General features: G+C 59.6%; 15 protein-coding genes and 1 tRNA gene. 3 read left to right on the forward strand and 13 right to left on the reverse strand.

Translation table 11 applies throughout. The features are described 5' to 3' along the window. The first annotated feature begins 158 nt into the window (after window positions 1-158). On the forward strand, window positions 159-1,703 hold the full coding sequence (locus ACYVGK_RS09970; protein WP_460733203.1) for a DHA2 family efflux MFS transporter permease subunit: 1,545 nt from the start codon (window positions 159-161) through the stop codon (window positions 1,701-1,703). A gap of 296 nt (window positions 1,704-1,999) precedes the next feature. On the opposite strand, the gene radA is transcribed toward ACYVGK_RS09970, so the two are convergent. The 4 genes from radA to ACYVGK_RS09990 all read right to left on the reverse strand — a co-directional run bounded on the left by radA (window position 2,000) and on the right by ACYVGK_RS09990 (window position 5,125). After that, window positions 2,000-3,391, reverse strand: coding sequence for a DNA repair protein RadA (radA, locus tag ACYVGK_RS09975; protein ID WP_460733204.1), 1,392 nt, complete (start codon window positions 3,389-3,391; stop codon window positions 2,000-2,002). A gap of 374 nt (window positions 3,392-3,765) precedes the next feature. Further along, window positions 3,766-3,841 (reverse strand) — tRNA-Thr (locus tag ACYVGK_RS09980). 404 nt (window positions 3,842-4,245) lie between these two features. Then, a complete protein-coding gene (locus ACYVGK_RS09985) occupies window positions 4,246-4,719 on the reverse strand; it encodes a hypothetical protein (RefSeq protein ID WP_460733205.1) in 474 nt (157 codons plus the stop codon). 250 nt (window positions 4,720-4,969) lie between these two features. After that, window positions 4,970-5,125 (reverse strand): hypothetical protein, encoded by a 156-nt coding sequence (locus ACYVGK_RS09990; RefSeq protein ID WP_460733206.1) that lies wholly within the window; start codon window positions 5,123-5,125, stop codon window positions 4,970-4,972. Between the two features lie 47 nt (window positions 5,126-5,172). Between ACYVGK_RS09990 and ACYVGK_RS09995 the strand changes: the two genes are divergently transcribed. Next, window positions 5,173-5,646 (forward strand): transposase, encoded by a 474-nt coding sequence (locus ACYVGK_RS09995; protein ID WP_460733207.1) that lies wholly within the window; start codon window positions 5,173-5,175, stop codon window positions 5,644-5,646. A gap of 179 nt (window positions 5,647-5,825) precedes the next feature. Here ACYVGK_RS09995 and ACYVGK_RS10000 read toward each other — a convergent pair whose 3' ends face one another. The 4 genes from ACYVGK_RS10000 to ACYVGK_RS10015 all read right to left on the reverse strand — a co-directional run bounded on the left by ACYVGK_RS10000 (window position 5,826) and on the right by ACYVGK_RS10015 (window position 14,466). After that, the gene (locus ACYVGK_RS10000) at window positions 5,826-6,398 is read right to left on the reverse strand and encodes a hypothetical protein (protein WP_460733209.1); all 573 of its coding nucleotides are present in this window, start codon (window positions 6,396-6,398) and stop codon (window positions 5,826-5,828) included. A gap of 6 nt (window positions 6,399-6,404) precedes the next feature. Further along, window positions 6,405-10,316, reverse strand: coding sequence for an RHS repeat domain-containing protein (locus ACYVGK_RS10005; RefSeq protein WP_460733211.1), 3,912 nt, complete (start codon window positions 10,314-10,316; stop codon window positions 6,405-6,407). A 72-nt stretch (window positions 10,317-10,388) separates the two neighbouring features. Then, window positions 10,389-13,334 (reverse strand): RHS repeat protein, encoded by a 2,946-nt coding sequence (locus tag ACYVGK_RS10010; protein ID WP_460733213.1) that lies wholly within the window; start codon window positions 13,332-13,334, stop codon window positions 10,389-10,391. 286 nt (window positions 13,335-13,620) lie between these two features. Beyond that, window positions 13,621-14,466 carry a class I SAM-dependent methyltransferase gene (locus ACYVGK_RS10015; protein WP_460733215.1) on the reverse strand — a complete coding sequence of 282 codons (846 nt, stop codon included), beginning with the start codon at window positions 14,464-14,466 and terminating at the stop codon, window positions 13,621-13,623. Window positions 14,467-14,650: 184 nt separating this feature from the next. On the opposite strand from ACYVGK_RS10015, the gene ACYVGK_RS10020 reads away from it, so the two are divergent. Beyond that, window positions 14,651-15,313: a transposase gene (locus ACYVGK_RS10020; protein WP_460733217.1), complete on the forward strand. Its 663-nt coding sequence runs from the start codon at window positions 14,651-14,653 to the stop codon at window positions 15,311-15,313. 185 nt (window positions 15,314-15,498) lie between these two features. On the opposite strand, the gene ACYVGK_RS10025 is transcribed toward ACYVGK_RS10020, so the two are convergent. The 5 genes from ACYVGK_RS10025 to lspA all read right to left on the reverse strand — a co-directional run bounded on the left by ACYVGK_RS10025 (window position 15,499) and on the right by lspA (window position 22,820). Then, window positions 15,499-15,783 carry a YrhB domain-containing protein gene (locus ACYVGK_RS10025; protein ID WP_460733219.1) on the reverse strand — a complete coding sequence of 95 codons (285 nt, stop codon included), beginning with the start codon at window positions 15,781-15,783 and terminating at the stop codon, window positions 15,499-15,501. Then, a complete protein-coding gene (locus ACYVGK_RS10030; RefSeq protein WP_460733221.1) occupies window positions 15,780-18,884 on the reverse strand; it encodes an RHS repeat-associated core domain-containing protein in 3,105 nt (1,034 codons plus the stop codon). The genes ACYVGK_RS10025 and ACYVGK_RS10030 overlap by 4 nt, the downstream gene beginning before the upstream one ends. A 331-nt stretch (window positions 18,885-19,215) precedes the next feature. Next, window positions 19,216-21,078 carry a hypothetical protein gene (locus ACYVGK_RS10035; protein ID WP_460733223.1) on the reverse strand — a complete coding sequence of 621 codons (1,863 nt, stop codon included), beginning with the start codon at window positions 21,076-21,078 and terminating at the stop codon, window positions 19,216-19,218. A gap of 160 nt (window positions 21,079-21,238) precedes the next feature. Beyond that, window positions 21,239-22,189, reverse strand: coding sequence for a 4-hydroxy-3-methylbut-2-enyl diphosphate reductase (gene ispH, locus ACYVGK_RS10040; RefSeq protein WP_460733225.1), 951 nt, complete (start codon window positions 22,187-22,189; stop codon window positions 21,239-21,241). 139 nt (window positions 22,190-22,328) lie between these two features. Beyond that, on the reverse strand, window positions 22,329-22,820 hold the full coding sequence (gene lspA, locus ACYVGK_RS10045; protein ID WP_460733227.1) for a signal peptidase II: 492 nt from the start codon (window positions 22,818-22,820) through the stop codon (window positions 22,329-22,331). Between the last annotated feature and the right edge of the window lie 13 nt (window positions 22,821-22,833).

Consider the following 22,833-nt stretch of genomic DNA (forward strand, 5'->3'; position numbering starts at 1 on the left):
CGTCATTCCCGCGAACGCGGGAACCCAGCGCCTTGAGTTCGAGGCAAAGGCACTGGGTCCCCGCGTTCGCGGGGATGACGGATCAAGCGAAGCTTCCACTCAGTCACGAACCAAACGACCTGCCATCCGCAATCTCACGGACATGACGAGCCGCATTAATGTCATCGCCTAATCCCGCCAACGGCTTCCGACCGCCGAACATCGCGCTGACGACGATCGGCCTCGCGCTGGCGTCGTTCATGCAGGTGCTGGACCTCACCATCGCCAACGTCTCGTTGCCCACCATCTCCGGCAACCTCGGCGGCAGCGCCAACCAGGCGACGTGGGTCATCACCTCCTTCGCCGTCAGCAACGCGATCGCGCTGCCGCTGACCGGCTGGCTGACGCGCCACTTCGGCGAGCGCAAGCTGTTCGTGTGGGCGACGTTCCTGTTCGTCATCGCCTCCCTTCTTTGTGGCCTGGCCAACAGCATGGGCCTGCTCGTCACGGCGCGCGCACTGCAGGGCTTCGTCGCCGGCCCGATGTATCCAATCACACAGGCGCTGCTGATCTCGATCTATCCACCGCACAAACGCGGGCAAGCCATCGCGCTATTGGCGATGGTGACCGTGGTCGCGCCGATCGCCGGCCCGATCCTGGGCGGCTGGATCACCGACAACTACAGCTGGGAATGGATCTTCTTCATCAACGTCCCGATCGGGCTGTTCTCCAGCTTCGTGGTCGGACGGCAATTGAAAGGACGTCCGGAGCGGCTCGAGAAGCCGAAGATGGATTACGTCGGCCTGATCACGCTGGTGCTGGGCGTAGGCGCGCTGCAGCTCCTGCTCGACCTGGGCAATGACGAAGACTGGTTCCGCTCGCAGCTGATCGTGTGGCTGGCCATCATCTCGGTGATCTCGCTCGCGGTATTCGTGATCTGGGAACTCACCGACAAGGACCCGATCGTTAACCTGCGCCTATTCCGCCATCGCAACTTCAGCGCCGGCACCGCAGCAATGGTGGTCGCGTACGCGGCGTTCTTCAGTGTCGGCATCCTGGTGCCGCTGTGGCTGCAACGCAACCTCGGGTTCACCGCGATCTGGGCCGGTTTCGCCACGGCCCCGATCGGCATCCTGCCGGTGCTGCTGACGCCGTTCGTGGGCAAGTACGCGCACAAGTTCGACTTGCGCATGCTCGCCACCCTGGCCTTCATCGCGATGTCGATGACCAGCTTCATGCGCTCGGGCTTCAACCTCGACGTGGACTTCAACCACATCGCCTTCGTGCAGCTGCTGCAAGGCTTCGGCGTGGCGCTGTTCTTCATGCCGGTGTTGCAGATCCTGCTGTCGGACCTGCAGCCGCACGAGATCGCGGCGGGCTCGGGCCTGGCCACGTTCATGCGTACGCTTGGCGGCAGCTTCGCGGCTTCGCTCACGACCTATGCGTGGTCAGAACGCGGCGCCGTGCACCACGCGCACCTGACCGAGAAGCTGTCCGCGACTGATCCGAACGTGATCGACCAGCTCACTCAGCTGGGCCGCGGCAACCTGCAGCGCGGTGCGTTCGTGATGGAGCGGATGATTTCCAACCAGGCGGCGCAGATCGGCTTCAACGAGATCTTCCACTTGCTGGGAATCATCTTCCTGGGCGTGATCGTGTTCGTATGGATGGCGAAGCCGCCGTTCGTGGCGAAGGCGGGGCCGGAGGCGGCGGGCGGGCATTGATTCACCCACACGATTGCAGTGTCTAACGACAAGAAGCCCGCCATTGGCGGGCTTCTTTGTTTGAGACAAGACGACACCGGATGGCGGGTTAACCCGCTACGCGTTGCACGTCTCCTTCTCCCTCCGGGAGAAGGTGGCGCGAAGCGCCGGATGAGGGTGCGACGAAGTGGTGTTGTGCCCGTCCTGGGTTGATATGGGAATCGGCGAATGCACCACTCCACCGAACCCTCACCCCAACCCCTCTCCCGCAGGGAGAGGGGCTCAAAACCCGTTCAAACTTGGCGACGCTTTCGCGACTAAACGCCTGCCTCCAACGCCTCGGCCAACCGCTCCACCCCAATCACCTGCATCTCGCCGACACGCCCACTCTTCGGCGCATTCGCCTTCGGCACGATCGCCCGCTTGAATCCATGCGTGGCAGCTTCCTTCAACCGCTCCTCGCCGTTGGGCACCGGCCGAATCTCGCCGGACAAACCGACTTCGCCAAACGCAATCGTCTGCTCCGAAAGCGGCCGATCGCGCAGCGACGACAGCACCGCCAGCAACACCGGCAAATCCACCGCCGTCTCCTGCACGCGAATACCACCCACCACATTCACGAACACATCCTGATCGCCCACCGCGATCCCGCCGTGCCGATGCAGCACCGCCAGCAGCATCGCCATGCGGTTGCTCTCCATGCCCACCGCGACACGACGCGGATTCGACAGCGGCGATGCATCCACCAGCGCCTGCACTTCCACCAGCAGCGGCCGCGTGCCCTCACGCGTGACCATCACGCAACTGCCCGGCTGCGGCACGCTGTTGCCGGAAAGGAAGATCGCCGACGGATTGGGCACCTCGCGCAGGCCCTTGTCGCCCATCGCGAACACGCCCAGTTCATTGACCGCACCGAAGCGGTTCTTGAACGCGCGCAGCACGCGGAAGCGGCTGCCGCTCTCGCCTTCGAAATACAGCACCGCGTCGACCATGTGCTCGAGCACGCGCGGGCCGGCGATGCCGCCTTCCTTGGTCACGTGGCCGACCAGGAACACGGCGGTTCCGGTTTCCTTGGCGTAACGCACCAGCCGTGCGGCGGATTCGCGCACTTGGCTTACCGAACCAGGCGCGGCGCTGAGCGATTCGGTCCACAGCGTCTGCACCGAGTCGGCGACGATCAGCTGCGGGCGCATCGACGCCGCGTTTTCCAGGATCCGCTCGACGCAGGTTTCCGCCAGCGCGTGCACCCCGTCGAGCGGCAGCCCCAGCCGCGCCGCGCGGCCGGCGACCTGGGCGAGCGATTCCTCGCCGGTGACGTAGAGCCCGGGCATGGTCGCCGCCAGCTTGGTGACCGCCTGCAGCAACAGCGTCGACTTGCCGATGCCCGGATCGCCGCCCACCAGCACCACCGAGCCGTGCACCAGCCCGCCACCAAGCACGCGATCCAGCTCGCCGATCCCGGTCGAGGCGCGCGCGTCCTCGTGATGGCGCACGTCCTTGAGCGCGGTGACCTTGGGCGCATCCGCCGCCCCCGCCCAGCCACTGCGGCGGCTCGCGGCGACGCCCTTGATGGCCGGCGCGGATTCCAGGACGACTTCGCTCAGCGTGTTCCACGCCCCGCACTCGCCACATTGGCCCTGCCACTTGCTGAATTCGGCACCGCAGTCGTTACAGACGTAGGCGGTCTTGCGGGTGGCGGTTTTGGCCATGGGGAGTCGCGCGGGATCGGTTGGGGCAATGCGCCGCACTGTACCGGGGGCTGGTCTCTTGGGGCGAGACGCAAGGCGTCACCCGCCGCATGAAACTCGCCCTTCTCCCCGCCCCAGCGGGGAGAAGGTGCCCGAAAGGGCGGATGAGGGGCAGGAGCCGCGGCGATCGATAGTTCAAGCGTGATCTATGCCCGACGCCCCCTCACCCGGCGCCGCAGTCGGCGCTTCGCGCCCCGGCCCTCGCCCATAGCGCGAAGGGCGTTCAGGCGTGCGCGCGCCAGTGGCGCGCGAGCAGCACGCCTTCCCCCCGCAAGCGCGGCGAGGGAGGACCAAAACAAAAAGCCCGCCTTCCGGCGGGCTTCCTGCTAAATCAATGGTGCCGGAAATAGGAATCGAACCTACGACCTACGCATTACGAATGCGCCGCTCTACCAACTGAGCTATTCCGGCGGAGGGGCGGAATTGTAGGCGGGTGGGTCACGCAGGGTCAATCCGCCGGCGTTCCGTAAGGCGGGTTTTACCCCGCCGTGCTGTCGCGACAAGCCATCCGCAGCCCTTAATCGGCCACGCGCAAGCCATTTCCGGTTGCCGACAGGCGATTTTGGCTTGCACGCAACCCGTTTTCGGTTGCGAGAGACCGGATTCCGGTTGCGCGCAACCATGATTCGGTTGCGGCCAACCGATTTACGCTTGAGCCCGACCGACTTCTGGTTTCGATCAACCGTTTTCCCGTTGCACGCAACCATCTTCTGGTTGCGAACGATCGACTTCGGGTTGCGCGCGAGCATTTCCCGGTCACTCAAAGAAGAAGGCCGCACAAAGGCGGCCTTCTGTATCGGAACGTTACGCGGCTTTCAGGCCACCTCAGCTTCCGCCGTCTTGTTACGCCGCTGCCGCGCCCACCGCGCACTGACCTCCTTACGCAGGTCATCCAGCCCATGCGCCGCACCCGACAGCTTGAGCTGCCCATAGCCCTCCAGCGAAGTAACCATCACATCACTACCCAACGCAGCGACCGTGTCGTCCACACGCGACGGCAACCGCTGCAGCCGCTCAAGCACCGGCCGCAACTGATCGATAGCCGCAAGATCCGCCTGCGCACCAGCCAGATCCAGACTCGGCGGCACGATCTGACGATTCTGATCCAGCACCCGCACCGTCTGCCGACAGAACGTCTCCGAACGCGGCCCCATGAAGACCAATCCCTTGCGGTCTTCCGGCTGCAGCGAGATCAAACCAGGCAGCGAAGCTTCGACCTGCTCGAGCGCCGCCATCGCGGCAGCGATCTGGTCGCTGGTGAGAGTTAGGGAAACAAGGTTTTGCGACATTGCATGCTCCTTTGCAAAGACGCCCACGATTGGGCGCGGGCATGGTGGGCGGATTACTTCTCCTTGGCAGTCGGACAACGCCACCTCGATGGGTAGGATTTTTCTGACCCCTCAAAAGGGGACGGAGGGAATTAAGCGGACTTTCCCTACAAAGCCAAGTCACATTGACCGATTCGAGACCCACAGCCACGAGTCAAAACTGGCAGCCCTTGCTGATCCCGCGCCCAGGCACATCCAACCTCGTCTCGACCTACCCGGCCTCCCCATGCACGTCACTCAGCGGGGAGTGAATCGATGCGCCATCTTCATCGACGACGACGACCGCCATCAGTACCGGCGACTGCTCCGCGAAGCCTGCCGCAAGCACGGCGTCTCCCTCCATGCCTTCGTACTGATGGACAACCATTCCATCTGTTACTCACTGCGACAGCATCTGGCGGTCTATCCCACACCATGCAGGAAGTCGGCCAGAACTATGTCCAGGCTTTCAACGCTCGACATGGCCGTTGCGGTACGTTGTGGCAGAGTCGATTCAAGTCCTGCCTGGTCGATTCCGACCGCTACCTGATGACCGTCATTCGCTACATCGAACTCAACCCGATACGAGCAGCCATGGTCGCCGCTCCCGAAGACTACCGGCGGTCGAGCGTGCATACGCATCTGGGGACGGCACGCGATCCGTTGATCACGTTGCATCCGGCATATCTCGCTTTGGGGTCCCGACCCACCGAGCGCCACACCGCATATGGCTTATGGCTACGCGCCGGCATCAGCGACGAAGAAGTTGCATCCATTCGACGGCACTTGGCCCAGGAGCGAGCGCTCGGCGATGAGCGCTTTGAACATATGGTTGAAAAAGCGCTCAATCGTCATGTCGCCGTTCGAGCACGGGGGCGGCCACGGAACACGGTGACGGAGGGCCATTGATTGCTCCTTCTGTTCGAGCGCGGCGCGCCCGAAAAACGACAAGGCCCGCCGCATGGCGGGCCTTGCGCTTCAAGAGGCTGGTGTTTAACGGCCGTAGCCTATTTGGGTTGAGGCAAATTAATTACCTCCGTCCCCTTTGATCCTTGGGCTAAGGCAAATTAATTACCTCCGCCCCCCTTTTATCCGGACATTAATTCCCATTGTCGAATGAACGCAGTGCTCCAGCTCTCCAGGAGTTCGTAGAAGTCATCGGAATTCATTTCAAAATCTGTCAGATCAATAACCCCTCCGGCAGCATCGCGTCGGAAGCCGATTAACCTCACTCTGGTCGCCCCATCAAGCTGAAGTACTACACTGCCGTCGTCAAAGGCCGCATCTCCATCCGGAGCCCATACAAGCGGCGAGCCGGAGTAGAGATTGCCCAAGAAATCATCTTTGGAAAGGCCCAGAAAATCCTTCTCGCCATCTTCATCCGTGAAGACAGCTCCGGAAAAAGCTAAAGCTATGTCGAGGGACGACTCGGCAAAGCTAAACAAAGGCCTATGAAGCCCTCGATCCCTACTCCGTCTCGCCACCTCGTCATAAGAACAAGCGAGTAGCGTGGCATCTGGCGATCTCTTTCCATAGAACACACCGCATATGCAAATTTGGAAAAAGCCAACTGCCAACTGGCTCCTGTCAGGGAGCGCAGTGGAAATCTGTGAGGCTAGGAGCAGGCTTTTTTCGTTGCCAACTGAAATGATCGATTGCATTTTCGCCTATTTCAATTGCTTGAGAATTTCATTGGGAATATTTCGCATCTGAATAGGGTCTGATCCAGCCGTAGAGCCATTCCAATGTGTTTCCCCATTACTTGACCTTGAGAATCGATGGATGGTTCCGTTTTGATCTTTCACCCATCGCACCCCTGACCGGTCCTGAATTGATCGCGCGTAGAGCTCTCGCACATTCCTTGGCTCAGGGCTAGCTGAGTTTGGGTGATGCTTCTGATTGTGGGTAAGTTTTGGCCTATCCCCATCATTGTCATCCGGTGGAGGAGCCGGAGAGAAAGTACTGTAGGTCAAGGGCTTACCATCACGCGTCGTTCGCTCCGGACGCGACGTAGGCCGTTCTGAGCGACCTGAGTCGCGAGAGCCATCGCCATCAGAAGGCGGCCGCCCCTCTTCGCTGTTCTGCTCATTCCTAGTCAAAGGAATGTGGCCAATGAGGCTCTCAAGTCGCTGAGCTAACGTCGACTGACGCCCATCAGGATCTGTGAACAAATATGGATTGTTGTTGGCATACCTGTAGCGATTGAAGTTGCCCCCCGTGCTGCCATTCGCAGTCACAGGATCGACGGACAAAAACCGCCCAATCTGCGGGTCGTAATACCGCTGCTGCATATAAGTCAGCCCGGTCGCCGCATCCATCACGTGACCGGTATAACCAATGCCATCAACCGTCTTGTTGATCGCCGCGCCATACGGCTCATAGTTCGTACGATCAATCACCTGCCCGCTTTCATTGGTCACCGCAACTGGCGAACCCAGCGCATCCGTGTGCTGATACTTGGTAGCGATGGCACCGCTGACCCAATTTCGCTCACGGCTCGCCAACAAGCTGCCGCCCAGATAGACATTCTCGATGGCCAGGGTTGTGCTGCTGTTTTCCTGATAGACCACTTGCCCGGATTGGCTGTATAGCGAAAGCGTCAACGTGCTGTTGGGACGCCAGCTCAGGATCCGCCGACCGTAACCGTCATAACGGTAGTACTCCTTGCCGGCCACATTGCGCAGTCGGTTGCCGTAGTCGAAGACGTAATTCTGACCGTTCTTGTTCCACAGGTTGCCCTGCGCGTCATAGTCCAAACCCACGATTGCCGATCCGGCAGAGTTCCGGATATTGGTCAGCCGATTGTTGGAGGGATCGTAGTAATAGTCGGCGTAGTCCTTGACCCCCGCCAACTTCCACGACTTGATGTTGTCGAGCGCGTCGTAGGTGAAGCGGTGCCAGTTGTCCGTCCCACCGAAGACACCTGCACCTGCACCGGTGAGACGATCCAAACCGTCATAGGTCATCCAGCGACTACGTACGCTGTACCCCTCGCCTGCCGACTTGTCGATGATGCTGTCGACATTGCCATTGGCATCGTAGTTATAGACATCGTCCAGCGTCCCACCCGAGTCCGTGCTGCGGGCGGGAAGCTGGCGGGCGTTCTGCGACATGGTATGCACGACGCCATTGCCGTAAGTGAACTGCTTGATCGCACCATTGGGGTAGTACTGCACACCCGAGGCAAAACTGCCGGCCTTGCTCGCCTGTCCGAGCGCGTTGGGCGCGTAATCGATGGACAGACCGGTGGGATAGGTCTGAGTATCGAGACCGCCGTTGCCGTCGTAGTGGTACCCGATGCCCCAGGTGTACCACAGTGACCCACCCGACAGGTGCGACATCGACTCGCCCGTCACTTGCCTGCGTTTGTTGTAGGTGTAGGAATTGACTACGGAATTTGCGCCGCCGTCGTTGAGCGTGGTGACGTTCTGCGGCAGGCCGTCCGGCCAGTAGTTCCAGGTCTGATCACCGTTGTGGTCGGGGAAGCTCAGCGTCTTGAGGCGATTGCGCGAGTCATAATCGCGCAGCACAACGCGATTGGACGCCCAAGCAGTATTGCGATCGCTGTTGCAATCATTGGTTGCTGGCAGGCTCAACCCGCTGGCAGACCAGATCACATTGCCGGCCCCGTCGTACTGCATGACGGTGCTGCCGGTTTCCGGCTCGATCACCTTGCACAACTGCTGGTACTGGTCATAGACGTAACGGCGCGTCACCGCCAGCGGAGACGGAATCGACAGCGCCCCGGAATTGCCGATCAGCAGATTGGCCAGTCCGTCCGGGGAAATTCCGTAGATATAAATCTTCTTGCCGCCCTGCTGCTCGCGCGTTGTCGCACTCAGGGGAATCTCGAAGCGATATGCCGTGCCTTGTGCCTGGCACGTTTGAGTGACGGCAGCTTCGCTACCCAGGTTGGCGGTGTACGCGCCGATATACGCCCCGTCGGGCCAGCCGGCGCCGGCATACAGATGCACGGAAATCGACTGATTGCGCCCGGTGGAACAAGCCCAGCCGTAGATCTTGTAGGCGGTGCCGACCAAGCGGACCGACTCCACATTGCCGATTACCGTGGTGGGATTGATGGTGAGGTTGGTGACCGGCGAATCGGTAAAGGCTCCGGTGTTGTCGTAAGCCCGCGCCTTCAGCCCGTAGGTCCCAGCCGCAGCATTGCTCCACGTATAGGCATACGGAGCGGTGGTATCCGTGCCCAGCAAGTTGCTGCCGCTGTAGAACTCAACCTTGGCAATCGTTCCGTCAGCATCGGATGCGATGGCCGTCAATCCCACTGAAGCTGGCGCGATGAAGGGGGATCCCGTCGGAGTTCCAAAGCTGACAGTCGGCATGGCGTTGTTGACCGAGACGCTGACCGCGTTGGAGGTCGTGACGGCCCCATTGTTGTCGTACGCCCTTGCGGTAACCGTGTAGGTCCCAGCTGCGACGCTGCTCCAGGCAAGCGCATAAGGTGCACTCACGGCAGTGCCAACCAGCGTCGGAGTGCCATTGATCGGGGTGGCGTAGAACTCCACCTTGCTGATCGTTCCATCGCTGTCAGACGCGGATGCCGACAGATTCACTGTCGCCGGTGCGACGAACGGCGGCGCAGGTGTGGCCAGATTTACGTTAGGTTGCGCATTCACGCGAATAGCGACATTGGTGCTGGTATCGCCAAACCACTCCACGCCGGCCTGCTGCATGCGCCATTGGAAGTTGTAGGTTCCCGGCGTCGTCGGAGCAGTAATCGTGAAATTGAATGTCGCTGTCTGACCAGCCGTGGTCGTCGCCGGAACATTGACGAGACTGAAGCCCCAGGTGCTGTTGTCAGTCGGGTTCTGAGAACCCAGCTTGTAGTTGGCTGCGCTGCTCCAGGTCAGGTCGCCCGTGTTCTTCATCTGCAGACTGACGGCCTGAGTCGCGCCGGGCTGCATTACGGTTCCAACCGTCTGGCTCAGGAACTGGGCATTGTTGATGGGTGCACGAACCGAGACCACGGTCGCCGAAGAAGTAGCCGACGATCCGAAGCTGTCGGTCGCCTTGGCGGTGACGTTATAGGTCCCGGGCGCAACGTTGCTCCATGTGAGCGCAAAGGGGGAGCTGGTATCGGTTCCGACCAGGACGCCGTTGGCAAAGAACTCCACCTTGGCCACGGTGCCGTCACTATCGGACGCATTGGCCGACAGACCCACGCTGGCCGGCGCAACGAATGGCCCACCGGTCGCAGCGTTGATACTCACGCTGGGCGGCGGACTGACCACGGTAATGATCATCTGCGTGCCCATGGACGCGCCGCCCTGGATGTTCGCAGTGGCATTGAACGTGTAGGTGCCCGGCCCGACGTTGTTGTAGGTCTGCGTGACCCTCAAGCAACAATTGGTCAGGGTACCGAGCGATCCGGCGTTCAACGTCAGCGACGTAAAGGGAGGATCACCGTTTTCGAGCTCCCGGGTCGCCGTCGCGGTGACGGTAAACGTGGCAGGCGACGTATAGGTGGTCGTCGTTGGCGATGTGAATTCAAAGGTAGCTGCATGCGCCGAAATACAGGCGCAAAGCAGCACACCAAGCAGCACGATTCGTTGGAACATACACAAGATCCTTCTATCGTTTGCCATAAGGCAGGCGATTGAGAATTGGTCGGGCGGGTCAGCGGGGCGGACTTAGTAGTCCGGCCCCGTGCGCGTGACAGACGTAGGCTTGCCAAACATATCGCGCGTGATCAGCGTCTTGGATCCCAACGGCGCATCGATCGAAGACGGCATGTCGAAGCTCGGCTGGTCGTACACCTCGAACTTCTGCGTGGTTGCAAAGCCACGCGGATTGGTGATTCGGCGCTGGAAGCCCGTCAGATACTCCGTCGTGGTAACCAGAGAACCGAACTCAGAGTCCTGCTCTACCCGCTTCACGCGCCCCAGAATGTCGTAAGTGCTGCGAGTCCCTTTTAGCGAGGTGTCGTCGAAATTGAGCCAGCCTTCGACATATGGATTGCGCGGGTAGGAAACAAATGCCACCGGGCCTGAGAGGTCATAACGCGTGGCCGTCCAGCTCAAGGTGCCGCTGCTGTTGGCAACGTCCTCCGACTGCTGGGCGACCGGGCGCCAGAAGCCGTCGAGATAGGTGATCTTCTTGGCGTTACCAGTGGTTTCGACAACACGCCAATGCCCGGCGGAGAGTCCTTGCTCGGCGGTGCCTACCGCAGTGTACGTTCGCGCCGTGGCATTGCCTTCGGGCGGCACGATGCTGGTCACGCGGCCCATGGCGTCGTAGCCGTAACCGGTGGTGTAAGTATTTTCGTCGGTTGCAGACGTAACCCACCCGTTGTTGTCGATCACCGCCGAATCCGTGGTGCCATCTGGATGGCTAATCAGGCCCGGAATGCCCCGCTTCCAGCTTGAGAGCGTCGTGACCTGATTCTTGCCGTCAGCCGCGGTGGCCAACGTTCCGTCGGTGTTGTAAGTAAGCGTTTGGACCAGCTTGCCGAAGCTGTAATAGCGTTCCGGCAACGCATTGGCCGCTATGTAGTCCGCACGCGCCGTCTCCACACCATTGGTCGTGCTGCGCTTGATCTGATCCCGCACCCACTTGTTCGAATCGTCGTAGTACTCGGTCCCTTCTGCTTTCGTATAGCCCAACGAACTCGATTTGTTCACGGTGAGGGGACGCGCGAACGAATCGAACTGGGTGACAAGCCAATTGAAGTTCACGCCATCGCTGTTGATGACCGAAGACTGTTTCGGGTGTAGGTACTCGGTGACGTTGAGGTTGGCGCGTGAGTAGGGGTCCTCCCCCACTCGGAATGGATGCGGCTGTCCGGCGGGGTTTACGAAGTAAGCATTGTTCGTGGTCTGAGCAATCACCCCATCCTTCTCGACGGTGGTCTGCATGAGCTCGCCAGGATTGGTCCAATAGCTGTTGCTGAAGCTATAGCGGGTAATGACGTTGTCCGGACCGGTTACAGACGTCAGCGACGTCGACTGGCAGGAGGCCGGCGAGCCGCACGGATTGGTACCACTTTCATTCCAGCTCCAACTCGGCTGATAGGTGTAACTCCAGCTCTGCGCAGGCAGACCGGGGCCAGTGATGGTCTTGGTAATCAGCGACGCGACTTGATATACGGCAATGATGTCCGATAGCTCGTTGCGCATAGGCTTTTCTGGATCTGGGGTGTAGCAACCACCAGGCGTATCCTCCGTGCCGTGCATCCGCCTCTCAAAGGCGAATGTGCCCACCGCCCCCGACGGGTGGCTAATCACGACTGATGCTGGAGACGTACCGAACAACGCCGGCGAACAATCAACCCATTTGATGGAGTTTCGCGTCAGCTTGTTGAGGTCGCCGTAACTGAATCCCCATCGACTTGGGCTGGCGGGACTGTCGTCCGGCAGAACAACACCGGAAAGAATGCCGCGTTCTGCGTCGGTATAGAGATAACGCCAGGTCCGGCCATTCGTCGTAATGGTGTCAACGCGGCCAGCCACATACGTCAGATTGATGGATGCGCCCTCATTGGACGTAATCGACATCAGCTGGCGCGGATTGTTGGGATCGAACTGGTAGGCCACCCAATTGCCAAACCGGTCTTCGACCTTGGTGGCATGCAGGAAGTACTCACGGCGATTGACGACAACCTGTTCGCTGCAAGAGGTCGACACCCTCGTGCCCCCCGAGACCCCTCCCCCACCGCCCTCAAAGCGCTTCACCCAAATCTGCAAAATTTCGTTGTAATGGTACGTAACAGTTACTGGGGTGTAGCTCCCCGAATACTCGTTGTAGTACGTCTCTACGCATTGCGTGTCCTTGAGAGACCCGACCTTTCGCGATGACATCCAGTCGAAGGTGTAACGCGTGCCGTCCGGCAGCACCACGAGGAAGCCTTCGCCGGCGCCATTCTTCAAGCTCGGCAGACAGGCGACGCGCCAGTTGGACTTGGTCGTGCCGTAATAGACACGTCCGTCAGTCGGACGCGACTTCCCGGCGGGCAGATATAGCAAGGGCTCTTCGCCATGTCCGGGGATATTGATGCGATTGCCGCTCCAGTACTGGTAGGCGTAGTAGCTATCCGGCCAGTTGGTATAGACGCTGCGCACACCAGGCGGGAGCATATACGCCAAATCTGTGACACTGCAGCGCTGCTGCGGGTCGGGCATGCTGGATACCCAGCCCGTGCGCTCGTCGAAGACGCCGGACATGTAGGGCACATCCAGCTTCCACATTCCGAACAGCTCGCCGTCGTGAGCGGCGTCACCGTAGCTGTCGGCGTCACGCGCACTGATGCTGAGCACGCGCCCCACTGACATGGGCAGGCCGCTGTTGGTCTTCACGCTGACATCGGTCGCCCGGAATGCCGTGGCGCCGTCCTGCAGGTTGACCTGCTCGCCGAACAGGTCGGGGCCGAGCGTGCCGATCGTCTGTGCGGTTTTCAACACGTCGTCGTAGCCCTCCGCGATCGAGCGGTTGGTCTGCGCCTGCACTGCCGAAGCAGCGAGAACTGCGGTCAGCAATACCGACAGGCTGGCGAAGCGCTTCAGCTTCTTTGCGAAATTGCCCGCGGACACGCAGGAGCGGCTACGGAGGCCACAGCCTCCACCCATCAAATTCCAGTGCATTTATCCCCGTCCCTTTCAGCCCGTTGCAGGCCAAAACTGAATCATCAACCGCAAGGTGCGGAATCAAGCCGCACGTTATACGGAGGACTCTTGGGGCTTTCAAGGACAACGTCACAACCCGCCGAACTTGCCCTTGCACCCTGAAAATGCGGGCGCCGAACATCGCAATGGCCTGCGATCAGGCAGCTAGGGGCGACACCCGTCGAAGCATGTCTGATAGCTCGCGCAACCTATTGATCTTGGCCCGCCAGAGTCACGTGGCGGCCGATATCAAATTCGGATAGCGCTACGCAAAGAACCGCGACCGCACGTGCCTTCCAATTCTCCGGACCAGGCCTGGCTTCTGCTGGCGACGCAGCACATACAGGTTTTCATTTCCGGAAGGGATCTGCACCACTACCTCGAACCCAAAGCGGGGCGCGGCGTAGTCGAGCATTGCGCGAAAGTCTTCGGCGCGCCAGGCATGCACGTGAATGTCGTGGCCGGTGGCCATGGTTTCCCGGGCACGGCGGTCGATCTCTTCCTCCGGAATCTCAACGCCCAGCTCGGGCGCGACAAACTGAAAGTGCTCCAGGTAGGCCTGAAGCCGCGTGCTTTCGCCCCCGTCACGCAGGTCCGCAATCATGTGATCCACGGTAGTCGGCGGACGGCGACGATCCCACGTCTGGGTCAGCTCCGGGACGACGAGCAGGAAGACGCCATTGGGCTTCAGACGTTCGATCGTGGCGCGGATGCTCCCGAGCGGATCAAACAGATGCTCGATCACGTGCGCCGATATGGCGAAATCCAGCGACGCCAGCGGCACACCGTCGAGCGTCTGGGCATCGAGCTTGCCCATGAAGCTGACATTGTCGTTGCCGAAGTAAGTGGCCAGCTCGCCTTCGTCGCGAACATCGCCGTAGAAGCATTTGGCGCCTTCCGGGATGGGGAACGGACGCGCGCCGGCACCGACTTCGATCCCATGCCCGGCAATGAAGGCCGCCCCGATTGCGCGGCGAACCGACTGGATCTCGCCCTCTGCCTTGGCTTCCTGCAGCTCGCGGCGCTGGCTGTGCAAGATAGCGACGCGCAGGGCCAGATCATCGTGCGGATAAGGCAACCAGAACTCGGCGGTCTCGTCGGCGTGGTCCATCTTTGTCGGGCTTGGGAGAGGCCGGCGAGGATAGCATTCGTTACCAAAACCGGGGTCAGAGTGGACTTTTCTCACCACCGGGCAGGAACTTGACCGAAAGATCGCCACCGGGCCGCAAGCGAGCATGAAAGGAGTCTTCGCACCGCCATCCCAATGCCCCGCCCTATTCGACTAGATCTGCCAAATGTGCCGCAACACGTCGTTCAGCGCGGCAACGATCGCCAGCCACTTCTTCACCGACGGCGATTACCTGCGATATCGCACCGACCTTCGAGAGCTGGCGTTACGCGAAGGCTGCGCCATCCATGCGTACGCCCTGATGACCAACCATGTTCATCTGCTAATGACCCCAATGGCTGCCGGTGCCGTGGCACGACTAATGCAATCGCTCGGCAGACGCTACGTCCGCTATGTCAACGATAGCTACCATCGAACAGGAACGCTCTGGGAAGGCCGCTACAAATCCTGCCTGGTCGATGACGGCAATTACCTACTGCAGTGCCATCGCTACATTGAACTGAATCCACTGCGTGCGGCCATGGTTGCCGACCCATGCGATTACCCGTGGTCGAGTCACAGAAGAAATGCCCGCGGTGACTATGATCCATTGATATCGCCCCACCCTAGCTATCTAGGGCTTTCCCCTGACACGGACCAACGACAACGCATCTATCGTGCACTCGTCATGGAGACGGTAGATCCCACGGAAATCCAAGCAATTCGCGAGCACCTTCAGCGCCAGCATGCTTACGGCACCCACCGCTTCCGCGTTGCAATCGAAACCCAACTTGGACGATCTGCTGGCCCGCAGAAGATTGGGAGACCGCGCAAGTCGAAGGCGATCTAGGAAGCCGATCTGCGTTTCCGGCTCTCCAAATGCGACAAGGCCCGCAGCAATGCGGGCCTTGTGCTTAGGGATTACCTGGGTGTGGAGGCCATAGACCGCTTAGAAAAGTCGACTCTGACCCCTGTTTTCGGTCGGTTTTTAGGGCGGTTTTTAACCCGCCATACGGCCGTTCCATACCAGAACGATCACTTCGATTTGGCGCCGCGAATAGCCTCTTCCCATGGAATATGGCTCGGCAGCTCTTGGAGAGTCCCAAAGCGGGTGACTAGCAACGGACCATTCCCAGCCAACATCCAACTCGGGTCCTTTGTTCGCAGGAACTGAGTTGAATTGTAGAAGAACACCCATCCTTGTTCGACCTCCCTAGTGCGATCAAACACAAGCTCCATCTCCACCCCTGACTCCTGGGAGATTTCATCAATTCGCCGCTTCGCTAGAGCCTGGGCAGTGTCGAAATCGATAGTCGTCATGGATTCGTTCTCAACAACTTGAAGTGCTCGTAGCCAGTTAGAGTTGCCGCTTTTCCTGTCTGACCATCTAGATATCTGACGACACCACCTTGGTTTACGACGTTGAAGACGTGACCCGTCTCGCCCTCTTTAAAAGTTCCGAAGACGATTCCTCTGGCACCGTTTCCTGCCTTCGCCATTGTTGCGGTAATGCTATGGATCTGACTTGGCGCTCCGAACTTTGCGCCAAACATCGTCTCAAGGACGGAAATTGGCGTATCTGATCCGCGCATTGCCGATGCCGGCCTACCAGCAAGCAGTGCATCGGTAGCTATAGCGCAGTTTACGCAGTTTCGTGTTCCCCCAACCGCATTCACCCCACGAATGGCGCCTGCAGCACCAGTTACACCTGCAGCTTCTCCGGCAACTACCGTGACCTGCGTTGCCGTGTATGGGTTATAGAAAATGAACTCACCGCCGACTGCAGCGAGTGGCGCCGCAATCAAAGCGGTCATGCTCCACATAAGCGGACGCGCAACCGTATCTTTGGGACTAATTGGCCCCACGACAATCGGACCACCGTTTGTTGCTTCATTTACCTGTTTGAAGACAAGGCCTATCTCTCGTCCATCAGGGTCGGTGAATGTGTACGGACTATTTCCCGCGTACGAATAACGGTTGAAGTTGTCTCCAGTGACGCGGGCAGCCACTGGATCAATGCTCAAGAACCGCCCAATCTGCGGGTCGTAATAGCGCTGCTGCATATACGTCAGCCCGGTCGCCGCATCCATCACATGCCCGGTATAACCCGGCCCCTGGTAATCCGGCTTGTTGATGGCCGCACCGAAGGGCTCATACTGCGTGCGATCAATGACCTGCCCGGCCTCATTGGTAACCGCAACCGGCGAACCCAACGCGTCCGTATGCTGGTACTTCGTAGCTATCGTGCCAGTGACAGAGTTCTGCGTTCGGCTCGCGATCAGGCTTCCGCCCAGATAGATGTACTCGGTGTTCTCAACCTTGCCGCGCAGGTTTTGATCGAACAGCAGTTGGCCCGCTTGACCGTACATCGACAGGATGTTGCCTTGGGTCAGATGCGAAGCCAACACGCGTCGGCCAGAACCGTCATAGCGATAACCCTCCTGGCCAGTGATTTCCCGCAGCCGGTTCCCATAGTCGAAGACATAGGCCTGGCCGTTCTTGTTCTTCAGATTGCCCTGCGGGTCATAGCCCAGACCGACAATCGACGCACCGCCCGCGCCCACGTCCTGAATGTTGGTCAGCCTATTGGTAGCGTCGTAGAAATAGTCGTGATTCTTGATCCCGACCAGCGTGTGATTCCGGATGTTGTCCACGGCGTCATAGGTGTAGAAGTGCCAATGCTGGCCACCAAACGCCACCGAGCCGGCGCCGGTCAAACGATCGACGCCGTCGTAGTTCATCCAACGGCTGTTCACACCATCACGATTGTCGATCGTGCTCGTAACGTTCCCGTTGGCGTCATAGCCATAGTCCAGGTCCGTAGTGCCTCCGCTGCTGATTACGCGTGCAGGCAGCTGCCTGGCGTTTTGCGCCATCGTGTGCACGATGCCGTTACCGTAGGTGAACTGCTTAATGGCGCCATTGGGGTAGTACGTGACTCCCGTGGCGTAGCTGCCCGACTTGGTCGCCTGCCCCAAGGCATTAGGGGCGTAGTCCACATAAAGTCCCGTGGGATACGTCTGCCCCATTAGATGGGCATTGCTGTTGTAGCTGTATCCCGCACTCCAGGTGTACCAGCCTGGCTGCGTCGTGCTCTCTCCCGTCAACAGGCGACGCTTGTTATAGGTATAGGTGTTGATAACCTGCGAGCCGTTGTAAATCGAGGGCGCGCTGTTGAGTGTGGCGATGCTGGCCGGTAAGCCATCCGGGGTGTAATTCCAAGTCTGATTACCGGCGCTATCGGGGAAAATCAATGTCCGCAACCGGTTGCGAGCATCGTAATAGCGCTCGACACGGCGACCGGAGCTGTAAGCTGCACTGTGATCACAGTAGCCAAGCAGCGGCGAATTCAGGCCAGCTGCTGACCACGACAGATTGTCGGCCTCATCATAGGCAAAGACTGTTGCGTCAGTCTCCGGCTCGATGGTTTTGCATAGCCGCTGATCCACGCCGTACACGTAGTGACGATCAACGCGCACGGATCCCGCTTCATTGCGCTTGGTCAGTCTCAAGGGCTTACCAAAAACGTCGCGCTGGATTTCTACGACTTGGGTATCCGCACCCGCGAGCCGAGTAACCGCAGTAGGAGCGCTGCTGTCCGGCCGATCGAAAGACTGATACTCGGTGACGGTTTGAAAGCCCCGAGGATTGGTAACCTTGGTTTTGAAGCCAGTCAGATATTCCGTAGCGATCGTCAGCTGACCGGATTCCGAATCCTGTTTGATGCTCTTGATGCGATCCAGCGCGTCGTAAAAGCTCCATGTACCCGTAGCGGCGGGAATCAAATCGCTGCTCGGGTACGACTGGAACGCCACGCGTCCCGAGGTATCGTAGGTAACCGACGTGGAACGCAGGGTTCCTGGCACGTTGGTGACGTCGTACTCGTTCGTCAAGACGGGTCGCCACACTGCGTCGAAGTAAGTAGCCTTTGCGTAGTTTCCTTGGGTGACGTATTCGCGCCACTGTCCTGCGGCGACGCCTGGAGGCATCCAGTCGGTCGTCTTGAGCGCACGGAATTCCCGATTCTGCGGCGCCCAAGACACCGCATCCCCGGTCGGATAGGTAATGCTGGCCAAGCGCCCCATCGCGTCATAGTTGTATCCGGTTAGATAGCCGTTCTCGTCAGTGACAGACTCGATGGTACCGTCGTCATTGACAGTTGCCGCTTGCGTAGCGCCTGACGGGGATTCAGCTGTGACGGGGTACTTGACGGCGCGCGGAGTGCCACGCTTCCAATCCGACAAGATAACCGTGGTGTCGAAGGTGCCCGTATCGCGACCATCGGAAATGGTGCTGAGCGTGCCTCGTTGGCCGCTGGCCACTGACGAGGTCGTGTCGTAAGTCAGTGATTGCTGCAACTTGCCGAAACTGTAGGTTCTGATCGGCAACGCGTAAGTCGCGTCATACTCCGTCTGCGACATGATGATGCCGTTTGGAGCGTATGACGGAACGCACTCAGACGGCGCAACGCACGTTGTTTTGGCTACCTGCCCTAGCACCCAAGCCGAGAGATTGTCGTGGTAAGTGACCACCTCAGTACGGGTATACGTCTGGGCCTGCGAGGATGCGGACGCGAACAGAGAAAGGCCCGCCAGTAGTGCCGCGCTGATTCGTGACTGCAACATTGAATGTCTCTAATCAATTTTTTAGCGAAGGCATCGGCGGCAGAGCCGCGAGCCATACTGGATTCGTCGCCGATTGCGCCGTTAACAGAGCTAACGGCGCACTGGCATTCGAGAGACGCTCATTGGCCTAGCCGCCCGGCGCGCTCGATCGTGTAACTTTCTTTGGTCTGGCAAATTCATCGAACGAGTTGACGGTGTTCTTGAATTCGACTCCATCCTGCTGGATGGACGTAGCCTTCTGCGGACGGTTCAATTCGGAAAGGAATCCGTCGTCTCGAGCTTGAGGGCTCTCCCCAACCTTATCTGCGAACGGGAAGTTCACCGTATCGACGAGATCGGATGCCTGGACATAAGCGAACGAAGACGTGCGCGCAACCACACCGTCCTTCTCCACCTTTACTCGGAGGAGCTGCCCCTCGTTCTCTTGGAATTTGTTTCCATACGTAAACGTAGTGACTGTGCCGGCTGGATCGACTTCTACGACATCAGCGGTAGGAATGCATGTTTGGCTGGCAGGAAAACTCAGACAAAAGTTCTTGAAGCTGCTGCGCCCGTAGTAGGAGTACGTCCATGCGAGGGTCCCGAGTCCAGGGCCGCTTATGGTCTTCTTGGTGAGCCCGAAAATTGTGTATATGTCCGGGTAATAGAGCCACCCCGGCGTTCCAGTCGTAGGTCTACAATCCTTTGGAACGTGGGTGCGCCCGTGCGTAACCAGATCGAATTGAAACGCTGCCTGCGCTCCGGAAGGAGACGTTACGGTGTAGATAAAGCTTGCTCCGACCGGAACGCCGCTGCGGCAACCATTAAATGTCGGAGATATGAAGTCAAAGGAACTGTAGATCTTCAGCCTGGCTTCCGGCTTGGTTACGACGGCGCCATCGAAAATGGAACCGCCCAAATACTTCCAAGCCGAGCCATCAGGCAGGCGAACCTGCGAAAGAAAACCGTCTTGATAGTCGTAGAACCACGTTTTGCCACTTGCAGTAACGGAGCTGACGCGCCCATTTGCATAGGCAATCGAAATCTGCCGCCCATCGTTCGCTGCAATACCGATGAGCTGGTCTCCCGAGTACTGATAGTCGACCGAGTTTCCGAATCGATCTTCTACCCGCGTTGCCACGAGATAGACCGTATTTCTATCTAATAGCCGGGGCGGGCAAGGGACATTAATCAGCCCGGAAAGAGCGTCGTCCGGGCTGTGATAGACCGGGCTATTGTTATTGCCGGACGTAGGAGGCGGGATCGGAATGAGCCTCTGCGTCATGCATCCAGGCAATGGGTCCTGGTACACCGTCCCCGCTGATCTAATGATCATCTTGTTGAAGTAGTACTTGCGGCCATCCGGCGTGTGCGCAAGGAATCCTTCACCCTGCCCTGCCGAGCCTGCCTGCAAAGGCACGCAGGAATAGTAGCCAAGACTCTTTGTTAGCCAATAGTAGGCCTGCCCATCCGTTGGGCGTGGCGGAGTTGCTCCCTCGACGTGCAGCAACTCCTCTTCTTGCCCGCCCGCGAAATGAACGAAGTAACCGTGCCAGAACGCCGATGCAAGAAAGCCGCTCACCCCTGTCGGGGCAGCCTCGTTAATTGCAGCCGAACACCTGTTGCTTGGAGTTGACGAAGCGACTTGCCAACCGTTTTCCGCGGAAAATGTCCCATAAAGGTAGGGGACGTCGACACCCCAATCCCCCATTCCCCCAAGGTATCCGGGCCCTTTCTTGTCCTCGATCTTGAAATTCCTTCGGAAAGAAACTTCAAGCGAACTGTTTCCGGGAATGGAGACATCTGCGACTGCGAACTCGGTCGCCCCGGTTCGCCGGTCAGTCTGATCGCCAAACGCGCCCTCGATCGTCATCGGACTCGGATCGCGACCCGACACAATGTAGCGATATTCATCGGACATGCCATTCGGAACTTCGGACGCTGCTGCAAGCGGTATCAGCGCGGCATTCAGCAGCAGACACAACACTGCAATAGTGGCGGACTTCTTCATTTCCTCTTCCCTTCAACTCATTGCGAGTCGAATCGTCAATATGCAAAAACCCACTCCATGCCGACCAGCGCAGAGCGTCCATCGAAATACAACCTGAGAGATGTTGCAGCTCAGAGACGAGACGGGGTCTAACCACCCGCCTCCGCTCCGCCTTAAACGATCAATCGATCAACTGCACCCGCAATTCCTTAGGCAGCGCGAACACCATATCTTCCGGCTCCCCATCCAATTCGGCGACATGCTGAGCCCCCAGCTCGCGCAGGCGTTCAATCACCCCACGCACCAGCACTTCCGGCGCGGACGCGCCCGCGGTGATGCCCACGCACTTGCGTCCATGCACCCACTGCGGATCGATTTCGATAGCGCCGTCGATCAGATACGCCTCGACACCCTCACGCTCGGCGAGTTCGCGCAGGCGGTTGGAGTTGGAGCTGTTCGGCGAGCCCACCACCAGCACCAGGTCGCACTTCGCGGCGAGTTCGCGCACGGCGTCCTGGCGGTTCTGGGTGGCGTAGCAGATGTCGTCGTTCTTGGGGCCCTGGATCGCCGGGAACTTGGCCTTCAACGCTTCGATCACGGTACGCGTGTCGTCCACCGACAGCGTGGTCTGCGTGGTGTAGGCGAGGTTGTCGGGTTGGCCGACTTCGAGCGCGGCGACGTCGTCGATGTCTTCGACCAGGTAGATCTGGCCGGCGCCGGCTTCGCGCTTCCACTGGCCCATCGTGCCTTCGACTTCCGGGTGGCCGTCGTGGCCGATCAAGACCACATCGCGGCCGGCGCGGCAGTTGCGCGCGACTTCGAGGTGGACCTTGGTCACCAGCGGGCAGGTTGCGTCGAAGACCTTGAGGCCGCGACGCTCGGCTTCGGTGCGCACGGCCTGTGAGACGCCGTGGGCGCTGAAGATGACGGTGGCGTTGTCGGGGACTTCGTGGAGTTCTTCGACGAAGACGGCGCCGCGGTGCTTCAAATCATCGACGACGAAACGGTTGTGTACGACTTCGTGGCGCACGTAGATCGGGGCGCCGAGGGTTTCCAGCGCGCGCTTCACGATCTCGATGGCGCGGTCGACGCCGGCGCAGAAGCCGCGGGGGTTGGCTAGCAATACGTCCATACGGTCATTTTACTCCCGGCTGGGCGGGGGTTGAGTCAGGTGCCAGTCCGCGTCATCTGACGGGAAAGGCTGGATCCCGGCGTTCGCCGGGATGACGAATTGAGGCTTCAGACGCCGTGGTCGCGGGTCAAGACCCGCCCTACGCTTTGGCGGGCTTCTTGAGCAGGCCGAACAGGGCGATGCCGATGGCACCGGCCACGATCGCCGAGTCGGCGATGTTGAAGGAGGGCCAGTAGTGGTCGCGCCAGTACCACTGGATGAAGTCGATCACCTTGCCGTGCATGAGGCGGTCAATCACGTTACCGATCGCGCCGCCGATCACCAGGGCGTACGGAAGCGCGACGCGCCAGTCGTTGCGCGGAGTGCGCGAGAGCCATACGGCCAGCATGGCGCTGATGCCGAAGGCGAGCACGGTGAACAGGTACTTCTGCCAGCCGCCGGCGTCGCTCAGGAAGCTGAAGGCCGCGCCGGTGTTGTAGGTGCGGTACCAGTTCCAGAAGCCGTCGATTACGGGCACTGCCTTGAATTCGGGCAGCGAGGTCAGGACCCAGTTCTTGCTCCACTGGTCGAGCGCGATGATGGCGATCGAGAGGGTCAGCCAGATGAGGGCGTTGGGTTTCGAGTTTTGCATCTGTTTGCTCGGT

Source organism: Lysobacter tyrosinilyticus, assembly GCF_054779815.1.